The following is a 12,720-nucleotide window of genomic DNA, read 5'->3' as shown; positions in this document are numbered from 1 at the left end:
GCGGGGAAGCTTCCCGCGCGCCGCAGGCTGCGCACCGCCCCCCTTGAAAGGAGGCCCGTATGAAAGGCCTGAGTCGAGACCGCCTGTGGTCCATCGCCGTTCTGACGCCCAGTATCATTCTGATCGCGGTGTTCGTGTACGGTTTCATCGCGCGCAGTGTGTACGTCAGCATGACGGACTGGGGCAACGACCCTGCCCAGGCCCTGGCCCTGAATCCGATCATCCGGTTCACCGGCCTGGCCAACTACCAGGACCTGTTCACCGGCTTCCTGCAGGGCCGTTTCCGGCAGGAACTGATCAGCACCATCTTCTTCACGCTGTTCTTCATCCTCGGCTGCCTGGGCCTGGGGCTGGGCCTCGCCCTGATCCTGGACCGCAACCCCCGCGGTGAAGGCCTGTGGCGCACCATCTTCCTGTTCCCCATGAGCCTGTCCTTCATCGTGACCGGCACCATCTGGCGCTGGATGCTGCAACCCCAGGGCGGCGTGAATCAGGTGACCACCCTGTTCGGCGCGCCGCCCAGCACCTTCGCGTGGCTGAGCAGCACCGACTCCATCTGGAAGTTCGACTGGAACAAACTGCCGCTCCTGACCGCCAGCGTCGTCGGCGTGGTCCTGATCGTCCTCGCGGTGCGCGCCGCACGCAACGGCGAGCGCACCCGCACCCTGGTGGCGGGCGCGTGCGCCGCGCTGCTGCTCGGCTGGGCCCTGCTGATCGGCCCGAACCTGAAACTCCTGCCGGCGCCTGAATTTCACGGCTTCAACCTTGCCCTGATCGGCATCATCATCGCCGCCGTGTGGCAGATGAGCGGCTACACCATGGCGCTGTACCTCGCCGGACTGCGCGGCATTCCCGAAGAGCTCCGCGAGGCCGCCAAGGTCGACGGTGCCAACGACATCGGCATGTACCAGCACGTGATCTTCCCGCTGCTGGCTCCCATCACCCTGTCCGCCATGATCGTTCTGGGGCACATCAGCCTCAAGATCTTCGACCTGGTGTACGCCATGGCCGGCCCGGACAACGTGAATACCAGCGTCCCGGCGCTGAACATGTACCTCACCAGCTTCCGCCAGAACCAGTTCGCGCTGGGCGCCGCGATCGGCACGATCCTGCTGATCCTGGTGGCCTTCGTGATCGTGCCGTACCTCACGTCCCAGTTCCGCACCGAGGAGGGTAAAGCGTGACCACCACCGCTCCCGTTCACACGGCTCCGGCCGCCGCGCCCCGCCGGCCCCTGAGTCCCGGCCGCGTGATCATGTACGTCGTGCTGGTCCTGGCCGCCCTGTTCTTCCTGGTGCCGGTGTACCTGCTGTTCACCACCGCGCTGAAAAGCCCGGATGCCATCAACCTCGCCACCACCTGGCACTGGCCTGCCCAGCTGAACTGGGCGAGCTTCAGCGAAGCGTGGGGCAAGATCGGCGGGAACGTCATGAACAGCCTGTTCCTGGCCGTGACCGCCACCCTGCTGAGCGCCATGCTGGGCAGCCTGAACGGGTACGCCCTGAGCAAGTGGAGATTCCGTGGGGCCAACACCATGTTCGCCCTGATGCTCTTCGGCATGTTCATTCCCTACCAGGCGGTGCTGATCCCGCTGTTCCAGTTCATCAAGTCCCTTGGCCTGTACGGCAGCATCTGGGGACTGATCCTGGCGCACGTGGTGTACGGCATTCCGATCACCACCCTGATTTTCCGGAACTTCTACGCCGACGTGCCCGACGCGCTCATTGAGGCCGCCACCATCGACGGCGCTGGCTTCTGGCAGATCTACGGCCGGGTCATCTTCCCGATCAGCATTCCCGGCTTCGTGGTGGTGATCATCTGGCAGTTCACGCAGGTGTGGAACGAATTCCTGTTCGCTGCCACGCTCACGAACACCAGCTCCCAGCCGGTCACGTACGCCCTGTCGCAGCTGGCCGGGGGGCAGGCCGTGAGCTGGAACCTGCCGATGGCCGGCGCGATCCTCGCGGCGCTGCCCACCCTGCTGGTGTACATCCTGCTGGGCCGTTACTTCGTGCGCGGTCTGCTGGCCGGGTCCGTCAAGGGCTGAAGCTTTCTCTGCTCACGCGTCCCGCACCTTGGTGTGGGGCGCACTTATTTCACCTGTGGCACGTGCCGTCGCCCCTGCCCGCGCCGGACTTTTCCGTCCCGCATCAGCACCCCCAGCAGGCTGGACGAGAGGTCATCCTCCGGGCCGCCTCCGGAGTCACTGCGCCGGCCCAGCAGGCTTGCCACCTCCGCGTTCGTCACGCCGTCCGGGTTCGCCTGTGCGAACTCCAGTACGGCGTCAAGGAGTGTCAGGCCCACCTGTGCCTTCTCGGGCACGCCCGTGGGGACGGTCAGCCGGGGGCGGCTCTTCCCGCCCAGACCCGAGGGCAGCACAGGATTCGTGAGCAGCCCGCCGCTGGCCGATGTACCGGTCGCTGCGATCAGCTGTGCTTCGAGGCGCAGGGCCTCGGGCTCGGTCAGGTGCTTAACCCAGTCACTCACCATGACCTGCGCGCCTGCCGCCCCGATCTCACGGATGCGGTCGCCTTTAGGGGTGTTGCCGGGCCGGATCAGGTGATCGCAGGCGCGGGTGCCGCTCCCCTTGCCGATGTGGAACGGGCGGGCCGGGTGATGTCGCGGGTCTTTCAGGGCGTACAGGTCATAAGGCTTGTCGTGGCTTATGCGGGCACCCTGGTCATTGTTCCCAGCAGGCCAGGGGGCGGCGCATCCTGCGCCGCCCCCTGCCGTTTACCCGCGCATGACGAAGTGTTCGATGATGGCGTGGTGGTCTTCGAAGAACAGTTCGGGGCGGGCGAGGACGTCACTCAGCGGCATCCAGAAGGCGTCGCTGGCGTCGCTCCCGCTGCTGAGAAGGGGCAGTTGCCCGATGCCCAGGTCGAAGTGATAGGCGTGGGTGATGGTGCGCCCGCGCAGGCTGCGGTCAGGGTAGTCAAAGACCGCCTGGGCACGCAGGGCGCTGCGCAGATCCAGGCCCGGACCGAGGCCGGTCTCCTCGTGGACTTCACGGACGCAGCAGTCAAGAAGGGTTTCGTGCTGCTCGAGGAAGCCGCCGGGCATGGCCAGTCGCCCGCGGCCGGGCAGTCCGCCGCGCCGCACGAGGAGAACGTGCCCGCTGCGGGTGATGACGGCGTCGGTGGTCACGAAGATGGGGGGGTGAGGGGCGTCCTTCCAGGCGGCGCGGTACTGGCGGATGAAGCGGTATTCCTCCTGCAGTTCGCGGAAGTCTGTGCTCTGGCGGAAGCGGTCGAGGAAGTCATGTACAGCGGGGGGGACCATGCCGCGCACGTCGTCGAGGCGGTCTTCAAAGTAGGCGTGGCGGACGTCGGTGGCGCTCAGGGAGCTGACGACGTGGGTGGGAATGAATTCCCAGGCGGGGAAGGAGCGCAGGTAATAGCTGCTTTCGTCCTTGATGTGGCCGATCAGGGCGATGTCGGTGCTGCCGCGGGTATGGGTCTGCACGCCGGCCTGCACTTCGCTGAGCCAGAGGGTCTCGTTGTAGAAGTAGTCGCGGACGTGCACGAACAGCAGCCGGGTGCGGGGGATGCCGGCGGCGTGCAGCATGCCGCTGATGAGGTCCTGGCGTTCCTCGGCAGTGAACGGGTTCTTGATGTTGCGGGCGGCGCGGGCGCTGCCGATCACGACGATGAGTTTCTGAACGCTCTGGAGGGCTTCGAGCATCACGTCGCGGTGGGCGGTGTGTGGGGGTTCGAACCGGCCGATGTACACCCCGAAGGTGCGTTTGCGGCGCGGGGTGGAGGTCGGGGCAGGCGAGGTCATGGTCCTCACGTTGTCATGTCCTCACCATGAAAATCATGAGGAAAAAGCGGTGGGCGGCTGATCCGGGCATCTGAGGCAGTGGTCTGCCGGCCGGTGGCGTACTGTGAGGCCATGACCCGACGCCTGCTGGCCGCTTCCCTGACGCTGTCCCTCACCGCGCCTGCTCTCGCCGGTGGCGCCGCTGCTCCTGCAGGCGCGCAGGTGCAGCCCGCCACCCCCGCCGCTCTTCTGAGCGCCCTGAAGGAGGCCGGGTACCGCGTCACCATGAACCCCACCGAAGCGGACGGCGAACCCAGCATGACCATCGTCTCCGGCGAGCACAAAATCAGCGTGTGGCTCAGCGGCTGCAAGAACAATGTGTGCAGCCGCGTCACGGCCAGCACCTCCTGGGACTACAGCGACCAGGACGACGCCCTGGACACCGAGGTGGTCAACGACTGGAACGGCAACTACTACACCCAGGCCTACATCTACGAGGGCGCGTACTACCTGGACTCCACCATGCCGGTGCGCGGCGGGTACACCAAGGCCACCTTGAAAGCCTGGATGACCGATTACCTCGAGGACGTCAAATCCTTCGAGGGCGAACTGCCCGAAAGCTGAAGCTCCCGCTTCTCCAGGGCCCCTTCCGTGCGGTGAGGGGCCCTGTTCATGCCCACACGCCCGCTGCATGAAGAAAAAGCCTGGGTCAGGTCAAGACCAGGGCCAGGCGGCGCAGACCCACCCGGTCCGGCGCGCCCACACACTGAAGGTCTCATGGCAGAGCTCAAAGACATCGGGCGCACCGCGACCAGCAGCCTGAAACACGGCGTGCACGACGCTCAGCAGGCCGCGTCTCAGGCCACGAGTCACGCCGCGCCGTGGCTGGAGGCCCTGGCACGCTTCGGGTACGCCAGCAAGGGCGCAGTGTACGGCACGGTGGGGTTCCTGGCCCTGAGCGTCGCGCTGGGCCGCGGCGGCGCCACCACCGACACCCAGGGCGCCCTGCTGCGGCTGCAGGACCTCCCGGCGGGGCCGCTCCTGATGTGGTTGCTCACGTTGGGGCTGATCGGGTACGCGCTGTGGCAGCTGATCCGCGCCGCCTTCGACCCGGAAGGCCAGGGCCATCAGGCCAAGGGCGTCATCAAACGCAGCGGGTACGCGCTGAGCGGCGCAGCGAACGTGGGCCTCGCGCTGTTCACCGCCCGGCTCGCCACGCTGGGCACCGCAACCCGGCAGCAGAACAGTGAGGACCGCGTCGCCAGCACCATCCTGGACCTGCCAGGAGGGCAGCTGCTGCTGGCGCTGGGCGGGCTGGCGTTGCTGGCCGTGGCGGCCAATCAGCTGTACAGCGCGTACGGCGCAAAGTTCATGAAACGCATGGCGTTCACGGACGTCAGTGGCCGCCCCCGCGACGCGCTGGTGCGGATCGGCCAGGTGGGCATCACCTCACGCGGCATTCTCATGGTGATCATCGGTGTGTTCGCGCTGCTGGCCGCGTGGCACCGCAACGCCACCGAAACGGTCGGCATCAGCGAGGCCCTCACCTGGCTGCGCACGCAGCCCGCCGGGAACCTTTTGCTCGGCGCCGTGGCGCTGGGGACCCTGTGCTACGGCGTGTGGTGCGTGGTGCAGGCCCGCTACCGCCGCATCCGCATTGAGGACAGCGCCGCAGGCTGAGCAGGCCCCCCAGGCGGCGCGGGCGCGCGTGGCACAATCCGGGGCATGACCGCCCAGGATCCCCGACGTCAGGTGGCACTCATCGCCCACGACAAGAAAAAGCTGGAACTGGCCCTGTTCGCCCTGAGTCACCGGGACGTGCTGGGCCAGTTTCATCTGGTCGCCACCGGAACCACCGGCGGCATCCTGGAAAAGCAGACCGGACTCACAGTTGAACGCGTGCTGTCCGGTCCGCTGGGCGGTGACCAGCAGATCGGCGCGCGCCTCGCGGAAGAGCGCGTGCTGGCCGTGTTCTTCTTCCGCGACCCGCTGACCGCGCAGCCGCACGAACCCGACGTAAGCGCCCTCGTGCGCCTGTGCGACGTGCACGACATTCCCCTGGCGACCAATCCCGCCAGCGCCCAGGCACTGATGCTGTGGCTGCGTGACCAGCTGCCCCGCTGACCCCGCCAGGGGTCCCGCCAGCTTCGCGACCCGCGCAGGCGCCGGACATGATGAGATGGGAGCGTGATGCCTGTGTGGGACCCCACCTTCAGTCGCCCGGACCACGACCACGCCACCCGCCCGCCCGGGGACTGGGCACAGGCGCTGCGCGAGGCCGAGCAGGCCGAACAGGCCGCCCGCGCCGCCGGGGAGGACCTGCGGGTGGCCCGGGCGCTGCTGCGCCGCGGGCAGGCCCTGAACCAGCTTGATCAGCCGCACGCGGCGCTGCACGCCCTGCTGGAAGGGGTGGGCTTCACAGGCACCATACCCGCCCTGCAGGCGGCCCTGTGGCGCGAAGCGGCCCGCGCGCAGCTGAATCTCGCCTGCGATACCGACGCGCAGGACTACCTCTCGCTCGCGCTGCGCCTGGCCCGGGACGCCGGCGATCACGCCCTGGAACTGGACCTGCTGGACGACATCGCGCATGTGCAGGCCATGCAGGGGGACCTGAGTGCCGCACGCCACACCCTGCATGCCAGCGCCCGTCTGCGCCGCGCCCTGCCGCACCAGCCCGGCCTGACCTCCACGCTGGTGCGCCTCACGCAGGCGGAGCTCGACTCGCAACCCGTGCCGCTCAGCGCCGCGCAGCAGCAGCGGCGCCGCACCGACCTGTTGGCTGCTGCCCACGATCCGCAGACGCCCGCAGCGCTTCAGGGCGACCTGTGGGCGGCCCTGGCCCGGCTGGCGCTGCTGCACCCTGATCCGGCCGCTGCGCAGCAGGCCGCGCAGGAAGCCCTGAAGCACCTCACCGCTCCGCGAGCGACGCTGCGCGTGCACGCCGACCTGGCGCGGGCCGAACAGGCCCTCGGAGAGGGGCAGGCCGCTCTGAAACGCCTGAACATCCTGCTGCGTCAGGCGCCGCCCCTGCACCTGCTGGCCGAGCACGCCCAGCTGCACCTTGTCGCCTGCGAGCTGTGCGAGAGCCTGGGCGAGCACGTGCAGGCGCTCGCGCATCACCGGGCGTACCACGCGCTCGACGCCCAGCGGCGCGACACGCACCAGCATGAACGCATGCGTGCCGCGCAGGCCCGGCTGCACCTGAACGTCACCCGGCACGAGGCGCACCTGAACCGCGTGCGCGGCGATGAACTGGAAACCCTGGTCGAGTCCCGCACCGCCGAACTGCGCCGCAGTCACCGCGCTGTCGTCGACCTGCTTGCCAGCGCCGCCGAGTTCCGTGACGCGCCGCTGGGCCCCCACACCCGCTGGGTGGGGGACGCCACGACCGCCGTGGCCCTGGAACTCGGCTGTGAGCCGCTGCACGCCCAGGAGCTCGGCCTGGCCGCCCGGCTGCATGACGTAGGCAAGATCGGCATTCCCGACGCCATCCTGCTCAAGGACGGTCCCCTGACCGCCCAGGAGCGCCGCGTGATCGGCACGCACACCACCCTGGGTGCCAACCTGCTCACCCAGCCCGGCGCGACCGACGGCGGGCCACTGCTGCGCCTCGCGGCGCAGATCGCCCTGTCCCACCACGAATGCTGGAACGGCACCGGCTACCCCAACGGTCTCAGCGGTTCCGCCATTCCGCTGGGCGGCCGCATCGTGCGCGTCGTTGACGCCTTCGACGCTCTGGTCAGCGAACGTCCCTACAAGCCCGCCTGGGACGATGCCGACGCCCTGGCCTACCTGCACCAGCATGCCGGGACCCTGTTCGACCCGGCGGCCGTGCAGGCCTTCACGGCGCTGCACGACAGCGGCCGCCTTCCCCTGCGCACGCCCGACCGCGACCCGCACGTGGCCTAGCTGCCGCGCGCCCCGGCCGGAGCCGGACTGGCCATGCACGCCATAATGGACCCTGAGTCGTTTACACAGGATTGCCCGTTCACGTGGCTTATATTGAATTCATGCGCGCCCCCGCGACGCCCTCCCTGACGTCGGGTCTGTTGACCGATGTGGGTCGTCAGCGTCAGGGCGGCGTGAACCAGGACGCCGCCCTCGCACTGGATCTCCCCCAGGGTGGGCTGTACGCCGTGGCCGACGGCATGGGCGGCCACGCCGCCGGGGAACTCGCCGCAAACCTCGCTCTGGACGCCCTCAGCCAGACTTACCTGGACGGGCGGGGCGTGGCCCCCGCCCGGCTCGCCGAGGCGGTGCAGGCCGCGAATCTCGCTGTGCTGCGTCACGCAGTCGGCGAGTACGTCGGCATGGGCACCACCCTCCTCGCCGTCCTGATCGACCGGGGCGCGCTGCTCGTGGCGCACGTCGGCGATTCCCGCGCGTACCTGATGCGCGACGGCGCCCTGCACCGCCTCACCGAGGACCACTCCTGGGTGGCCGAACAGGTCCGCCTGGGCCACATGACCGAAGCCGAAGCGCGCGATCACCAGTGGCGCAGCGTGGTCAGCAATGCCCTGGGCGGTGAGGAACGCGTCCGGCTGGAACTGTTCGGCCTGCCGGCCGCGGCAGGCGACCGCCTGCTGCTGTGCAGTGACGGCCTCAGCAGCGTGGTCACCGACCAGGAACTCCTGGCCCTGCTGGCCCGTCCCCTCACGCCGGACAACACGGCGCGGCTGCTCGTGAACGCCGCCAACGACGCCGGCGGTCCCGACAACATCACCGCTCTGATCGTCGATATTCACCGCGCCGCCCGCCTGCCCAGCTACGCCCTCCCGCCCCGCCGCGAGGACGGCCCGCTGTACGTCGACGTGCTGCTCAGCACCCAGCGCGGCAACAGCCTCACCACCTACCTGCTGCTGATGGTCGCCTACTTCACGCTGCTGGGCATCATGCTGGTTCCTGAACGCCGCGCCCTGCTCGGCCTGGCCGGCACCACCCTGCTGCTCGGACTGCTGATCGTTCAGCGCGTCCAACTGCGCCGCCAGCAGACCAATCCCCTGCACCAGCCCAGCGCCACCCTGCCCCTGCCCCCCGGCGCCACCCCACCGGAAGCGTCCATCAGCCACCCCCGCTGAGGGGCAGGTATGCTCGGAGCATGAAAGAGATCATCCAGACACCCGCCGCGCCCGCCGCCATTGGCCCCTACAGTCAGGCGGCCGTGTTCGGGAACCTTGTCATCACCAGCGGCCAGATTCCCCTGCTGCCCGACGGAACGCTGATCACCGGCGGCATCACCGAGCAGACCGAACAGGTGATCGCCAACCTGAAAGCCGTGCTGGCCGCTGCGGGCACCGACCTCGCCCGCGTCGTAAAAACCACCGTGTTCCTCGCCGACATGAACGAGTTCGGTGCCATGAACGCCGTATACGAGACGCACTTTCCGGCCCCCTACCCTGCGCGCAGCACCGTTCAGGTCGCCCGTCTGCCCCGCGACGTCCGCGTGGAAATCGAAGTGATCGCCGAACGCCACTGAGTCACCAGCTGAAGGAGGGCGCGCGGGTCGGCCTGCGCGCCCTGGGTACGGGCCCTACTTCAGCCCATACAGCGCCTCGTACTTCCCGCGCAGGTACGCCACATACGGTTGCGGCGTCATGCCCTGCCCGGTGGCGCGTTCCAGCAACCCGTTCGGGGTGAAGGTCCGCCCCGGCGCGTACACGTGCTCACGCAGCCACCCGTGCAGCCGCCCGAACTCCCCGCGCGCAAGGTCGCCCTCCAGGCCCGGATGGGCCGCCTGGGCCGCGGCGTAGAACTGCGCGCTCAGGACGTTCCCCAGCGTGTACCCCTGGAAGGCCCCGCCAATCGAACCGCTGAACCAGTGCACGTCCTGCAGCGCGCCGTCCACGTCACTCGGGGCGCGCACGCCCAGGTTCGCCTCGTACGCCGCGTGCCATGCGTCGGCCAGGTCTGCCACCGCCAGCCGGCCGTCCAGCAGCTGCCGTTCGAGCTCGTAGCGCGTGATGACGTGCAGGTTGTACGTCAGCTCATCGGCGTCCGTGCGGATCAGGCTGCGGCGCACGACGTTCACCGCCCGGAACATCTCCTCCTCGGTCACGTCCGCAAGCTGCGCCGGGAACGCGTCCCGGAACCGCCCGAAAAACGCCGCCCAGAACGCCCGCGAGCGGCCCACCAGGTTCTCCCACAGCCGCGACTGGCTCTCATGCACCCCGGCGCTCACGCCGCCGCCCAGCGGCGTGCCCAGCAGGCTGGCATCGACGCCCTGCTCGTACATGGCGTGCCCGGCCTCGTGCAGCGTGGAGTACAGGGCGTCCGTGGGGTCATCCACCCGGACCCGCGTGGTGATCCGCACGTCCTGCCCGCCCAGTCGTGTCATGAACGGGTGCGCCGTCAGGTCCTGCCGGCCCGCCGTGAAGTCGTACCCGTACGCCCGGGCGATCTCCTCGCCCAGTTGCAACTGCACGTCCACCGGGTAGTCCCGCGCGAGGAAATCCGTGCGGGGGGCCGGCGCCTGCGCGGTGGCGTCCACCAGGGGGACCAGGGCGGCCCGCAGCTGCGCGAACACCTCGTCCACCTGCCCGGCGGTCATGCCCTCATCGGACTGGTCGATGAAGTAATCCATCGGCGACGCGAATTCCGGGAAGAACGACGCGCCCCGCACGCTCAGCTCCAGCGTCCGTTCCAGCAGCGGCACCATCCGCGCCCAGTCGTTCGCGGGGCGCGCCTCCACCCACGCCGCATAACTCTCCCCGGCATGCTGGGACACCTCCCGCACGAACGCGCCGGGCAGCCGCGTGGCCCGCTCGAAGTCCCGGCGTGCCAGCGCCAGCATCCGCGCCTCCACCGGCCCCAGCGTCAGCTGCTGCGCCTCGTCCAGCAGGCGCCCGTACCCGGCGTCGGTGCCCCGCGCGTGGCGCAGGCCCGACAGCAGGGCCCGCTGCCGCGCCCGGCCCGCCGCGCCGGCCCGCGGCAGGTACGTGCTCTGATCCCACCCCAGCAGCGCGCCGATGCCCCCCAGGTCTGCCAGTTCCTGCCAGTGCGCCTGCAGGGCCACCCACGTCTCGTGCTGCGTCATGCCCCGCAGCGTACCGCGCCCACCCGCAGGAACGCGCACCGTTCCTGACTCATCTGGCCGATGCCCGGCCCGGGTGTCAGCGCGCACACTGACCCTATGACCGACTCCACTCTGTCCAGACGGCTCGCGTACCTGCTGCGCCACGCTCCGCACGAGGCGGGCCTGACTCTCGGCCCGGGGGGCTGGGTGCCGCTTGGGCCGATCCTGACGCACCTGCGCGTTTCCCGGGAGGCGGTGGAGCAGGTCGTGGCCGACAATGACAAGCAGCGGTTCAGCCTGACCGGCACCCAGATCCGCGCCAACCAGGGTCACAGCGTGCCGGTGGACCTTCAGCTTGAGCCCCTCACCCCGCCCGAAATGCTGTACCACGGCACGCACGCCGGGGCTTTGGCGGCCATCCGGACCGGGGGCCTGCGGCCCATGAGGCGCCACCACGTGCACCTTTCATCCGACCCGGGCACGGCCCGGCTGGTGGGCGCGCGCCGCGGGGCACCCGTGATCCTGACCGTGCTGGCCGCCGCCCTGCACGCCGCGGGGCACATCTTCTCCCGCAGTGAGAACGGCGTCTGGCTGACCGGTCATGTCCCGCCTGAATTCATTCGCGAGTCAGGCACGGGTGAGCGCTGCATACCGGCCGCCGGGCCGTACGAGAAAACACCGTGCAGCGCGGCGCCCAGCGCAGCGGAGGACGGGCCTTGACACGGCCTGCATACCGGGTTATCCTTTTTTATCACCGCCGGAAAGGGCGGTTTTTTTGGGTCTGGCCCGGCCAGGGCGGCCTGAGGCCCAGGGTCACACCAGAAAGACCCAGGTCCAGCAGTGGCGGCGCGTTAGCCTGTGGAGATGAACCTGACTGCTGCCCGTAACGCCCTGCGCTCCGCCTCACGCGTGGCCGTGCTGACCGGCGCAGGCGTCAGCGCTGAGAGCGGCATCCCGACCTTCCGGGACGCGCAGACCGGGCACTGGGCGCGGTTCCGCCCGGAGGACCTCGCCAGTCCGGACGCCTACGAGCGCGACCCCGAGATGGTCTGGGCGTGGTACGCAGGCCGGTACCAGGACGTGCTGCGCGCCCAGCCGAACGCCGCACACCACCTGCTCACGCAGCTCGAACAGCGCAAACGCGCGGGGTTCTTCCTCGCCACACAGAACGTGGACGGCCTGCACCACCGCGCCGGCAGCGGCACGCACGGGGGGCAGCTCGTGGAACTGCACGGCAACCTCATCTCCGGCCGGGACGAGGTGACCGGCGAAATCTTCCCCCTGCCCGCCCCGGAGGTTCTGGCCACGCCGCCCAGCTCGCCGCGCGGGCACCGCATGCGGCCGAACGTCGTCTGGTTCGGGGAGTTCCTGCCTGAAGCGGCCCTGACAGCCGCGCAGGACGCCTTTGCCACGGCGGACGTGGCCCTGGTGATCGGCACGAGCGGCGCCGTGTACCCCGCCGCCGGGCTCGCCCTGGAGACCCTGCAGCGCGGCGGGACTGTCATCGAGGTCAACCCCACGGAGTCAGACCTCAGCGCGTACATGACCTTCGCCGTGCGGGACGTCGCCACCCGGGGCCTTGCGGCGCTGCTGGAGCAGGAGGCGTAGCAGACTGACCTGACGCTGGCAGGCGCCTGCGCCTGCCTCTGGTGCCCTGCCCTGTTCCCGTGCAGGTGTCTGGTTTTTCCCACGGTGTTGCCCTGAGGGGGTGCTACCCTTGACGCTGGCCCGCCCGCGGGTGGGCCGCTTCCTTCGGGGTGGGGTGAGAGTCCCTACCGGCGGTGATGGCCCGGCCCTCTGCGGCGCGGACCTCAGCCCGCGAAGCCGGCGCAGACTGCACCACGCGCCGGCCCGATCCGGTGAAACTCCGGGGCCGACGGTGTTGCGGCGCTTCACGCGCCCGTTCAGTCCGGATGAGAGAAGGAGGAACGCTGCCCTGCCACCCC

The 12,720-nt window shown here is 69.5% G+C and carries 13 protein-coding genes and 1 riboswitch; of the genes, 10 read left to right on the top strand and 3 right to left on the bottom strand.

What is annotated here, in order from left to right:
• Positions 1-59 precede the first annotated feature (59 nt).
• Together LAJ19_RS11200 and LAJ19_RS11195 are read left to right on the top strand one after the other, a co-directional pair.
• Positions 60-1,184 (top strand): carbohydrate ABC transporter permease, encoded by a 1,125-nt coding sequence (locus LAJ19_RS11200; protein WP_225475830.1) that lies wholly within the window; start codon positions 60-62, stop codon positions 1,182-1,184.
• Entirely contained in the window at positions 1,181-2,047 is an 867-nt protein-coding gene (locus LAJ19_RS11195; RefSeq protein WP_432804208.1) for a carbohydrate ABC transporter permease, read from the top strand. Before LAJ19_RS11200 ends, LAJ19_RS11195 begins: the two co-directional genes overlap by 4 nt.
• A 44-nt stretch (positions 2,048-2,091) precedes the next feature.
• On the opposite strand, the gene LAJ19_RS11190 is transcribed toward LAJ19_RS11195, so the two are convergent.
• Positions 2,092-2,487 (bottom strand): hypothetical protein, encoded by a 396-nt coding sequence (locus LAJ19_RS11190; RefSeq protein ID WP_225475829.1) that lies wholly within the window; start codon positions 2,485-2,487, stop codon positions 2,092-2,094.
• A 246-nt stretch (positions 2,488-2,733) separates the two neighbouring features.
• Positions 2,734-3,783 (bottom strand): bifunctional nicotinamide-nucleotide adenylyltransferase/Nudix hydroxylase, encoded by a 1,050-nt coding sequence (locus tag LAJ19_RS11185; RefSeq protein WP_225475828.1) that lies wholly within the window; start codon positions 3,781-3,783, stop codon positions 2,734-2,736.
• 111 nt (positions 3,784-3,894) lie between these two features.
• Between LAJ19_RS11185 and LAJ19_RS11180 the strand changes: the two genes are divergently transcribed.
• The 6 genes from LAJ19_RS11180 (at position 3,895) to LAJ19_RS11155 (ending at position 9,238) form a co-directional block, all read left to right on the top strand.
• Positions 3,895-4,386 (top strand): YbjN domain-containing protein, encoded by a 492-nt coding sequence (locus tag LAJ19_RS11180; protein WP_225475827.1) that lies wholly within the window; start codon positions 3,895-3,897, stop codon positions 4,384-4,386.
• A 153-nt stretch (positions 4,387-4,539) separates the two neighbouring features.
• Complete coding sequence (locus tag LAJ19_RS11175) at positions 4,540-5,442, top strand: DUF1206 domain-containing protein (RefSeq protein WP_225475826.1); 903 nt, start codon at positions 4,540-4,542, stop codon at positions 5,440-5,442.
• 45 nt (positions 5,443-5,487) lie between these two features.
• Positions 5,488-5,886: a methylglyoxal synthase gene (locus LAJ19_RS11170; protein WP_225475825.1), complete on the top strand. Its 399-nt coding sequence runs from the start codon at positions 5,488-5,490 to the stop codon at positions 5,884-5,886.
• A 66-nt stretch (positions 5,887-5,952) separates the two neighbouring features.
• Positions 5,953-7,671 carry an HD domain-containing phosphohydrolase gene (locus tag LAJ19_RS11165; RefSeq protein ID WP_225523259.1) on the top strand — a complete coding sequence of 573 codons (1,719 nt, stop codon included), beginning with the start codon at positions 5,953-5,955 and terminating at the stop codon, positions 7,669-7,671.
• A 101-nt stretch (positions 7,672-7,772) separates the two neighbouring features.
• The gene (locus LAJ19_RS11160) at positions 7,773-8,840 is read left to right on the top strand and encodes a PP2C family protein-serine/threonine phosphatase (RefSeq protein ID WP_225475824.1); all 1,068 of its coding nucleotides are present in this window, start codon (positions 7,773-7,775) and stop codon (positions 8,838-8,840) included.
• Between the two features lie 20 nt (positions 8,841-8,860).
• Positions 8,861-9,238: a RidA family protein gene (locus LAJ19_RS11155; protein WP_225475823.1), complete on the top strand. Its 378-nt coding sequence runs from the start codon at positions 8,861-8,863 to the stop codon at positions 9,236-9,238.
• 54 nt (positions 9,239-9,292) lie between these two features.
• Here the strand turns inward: LAJ19_RS11155 and LAJ19_RS11150 are convergent, their stop codons facing one another.
• On the bottom strand, positions 9,293-10,795 hold the full coding sequence (locus LAJ19_RS11150) for a carboxypeptidase M32 (RefSeq protein ID WP_225475822.1): 1,503 nt from the start codon (positions 10,793-10,795) through the stop codon (positions 9,293-9,295).
• Positions 10,796-10,891: 96 nt separating this feature from the next.
• On the opposite strand from LAJ19_RS11150, the gene LAJ19_RS11145 reads away from it, so the two are divergent.
• Both LAJ19_RS11145 and LAJ19_RS11140 read left to right on the top strand, forming a co-directional pair.
• Positions 10,892-11,494: an RNA 2'-phosphotransferase gene (locus tag LAJ19_RS11145; protein ID WP_225475821.1), complete on the top strand. Its 603-nt coding sequence runs from the start codon at positions 10,892-10,894 to the stop codon at positions 11,492-11,494.
• Between the two features lie 144 nt (positions 11,495-11,638).
• Positions 11,639-12,382, top strand: a complete 744-nt coding sequence (locus tag LAJ19_RS11140) for an SIR2 family NAD-dependent protein deacylase (protein WP_225475820.1) — start codon at positions 11,639-11,641, stop codon at positions 12,380-12,382.
• Positions 12,383-12,518: 136 nt separating this feature from the next.
• Positions 12,519-12,703, top strand: a riboswitch (FMN riboswitch).
• Positions 12,704-12,720: the final 17 nt, after the last annotated feature.

Origin of the sequence: Deinococcus taeanensis (assembly GCF_020229735.1) — a bacterium.
Classification (GTDB): domain Bacteria; phylum Deinococcota; class Deinococci; order Deinococcales; family Deinococcaceae; genus Deinococcus; species Deinococcus taeanensis.
Note: the sequence above shows the minus strand (reverse complement) of the source record. Positions and strands in the feature narration are given on the sequence as shown.

What these genes read in the sequence shown, in the direction of transcription:
- LAJ19_RS11200 (WP_225475830.1), top strand. Translation starts at nt 60, where the DNA reads ATGAAAGGCCTGAGTCGAGACCGCCTGTGGTCCATCGCCGTTCTGACG.
- LAJ19_RS11185 (WP_225475828.1), bottom strand. Translation starts at nt 3,783, where the DNA reads ATGACCTCGCCTGCCCCGACCTCCACCCCGCGCCGCAAACGCACCTTC.
- LAJ19_RS11180 (WP_225475827.1), top strand. Translation starts at nt 3,895, where the DNA reads ATGACCCGACGCCTGCTGGCCGCTTCCCTGACGCTGTCCCTCACCGCG.
- LAJ19_RS11175 (WP_225475826.1), top strand. Translation starts at nt 4,540, where the DNA reads ATGGCAGAGCTCAAAGACATCGGGCGCACCGCGACCAGCAGCCTGAAA.
- LAJ19_RS11170 (WP_225475825.1), top strand. Translation starts at nt 5,488, where the DNA reads ATGACCGCCCAGGATCCCCGACGTCAGGTGGCACTCATCGCCCACGAC.
- LAJ19_RS11165 (WP_225523259.1), top strand. Translation starts at nt 5,953, where the DNA reads ATGCCTGTGTGGGACCCCACCTTCAGTCGCCCGGACCACGACCACGCC.
- LAJ19_RS11160 (WP_225475824.1), top strand. Translation starts at nt 7,773, where the DNA reads ATGCGCGCCCCCGCGACGCCCTCCCTGACGTCGGGTCTGTTGACCGAT.
- LAJ19_RS11155 (WP_225475823.1), top strand. Translation starts at nt 8,861, where the DNA reads ATGAAAGAGATCATCCAGACACCCGCCGCGCCCGCCGCCATTGGCCCC.
- LAJ19_RS11150 (WP_225475822.1), bottom strand. Translation starts at nt 10,795, where the DNA reads ATGACGCAGCACGAGACGTGGGTGGCCCTGCAGGCGCACTGGCAGGAA.
- LAJ19_RS11145 (WP_225475821.1), top strand. Translation starts at nt 10,892, where the DNA reads ATGACCGACTCCACTCTGTCCAGACGGCTCGCGTACCTGCTGCGCCAC.
- LAJ19_RS11140 (WP_225475820.1), top strand. Translation starts at nt 11,639, where the DNA reads ATGAACCTGACTGCTGCCCGTAACGCCCTGCGCTCCGCCTCACGCGTG.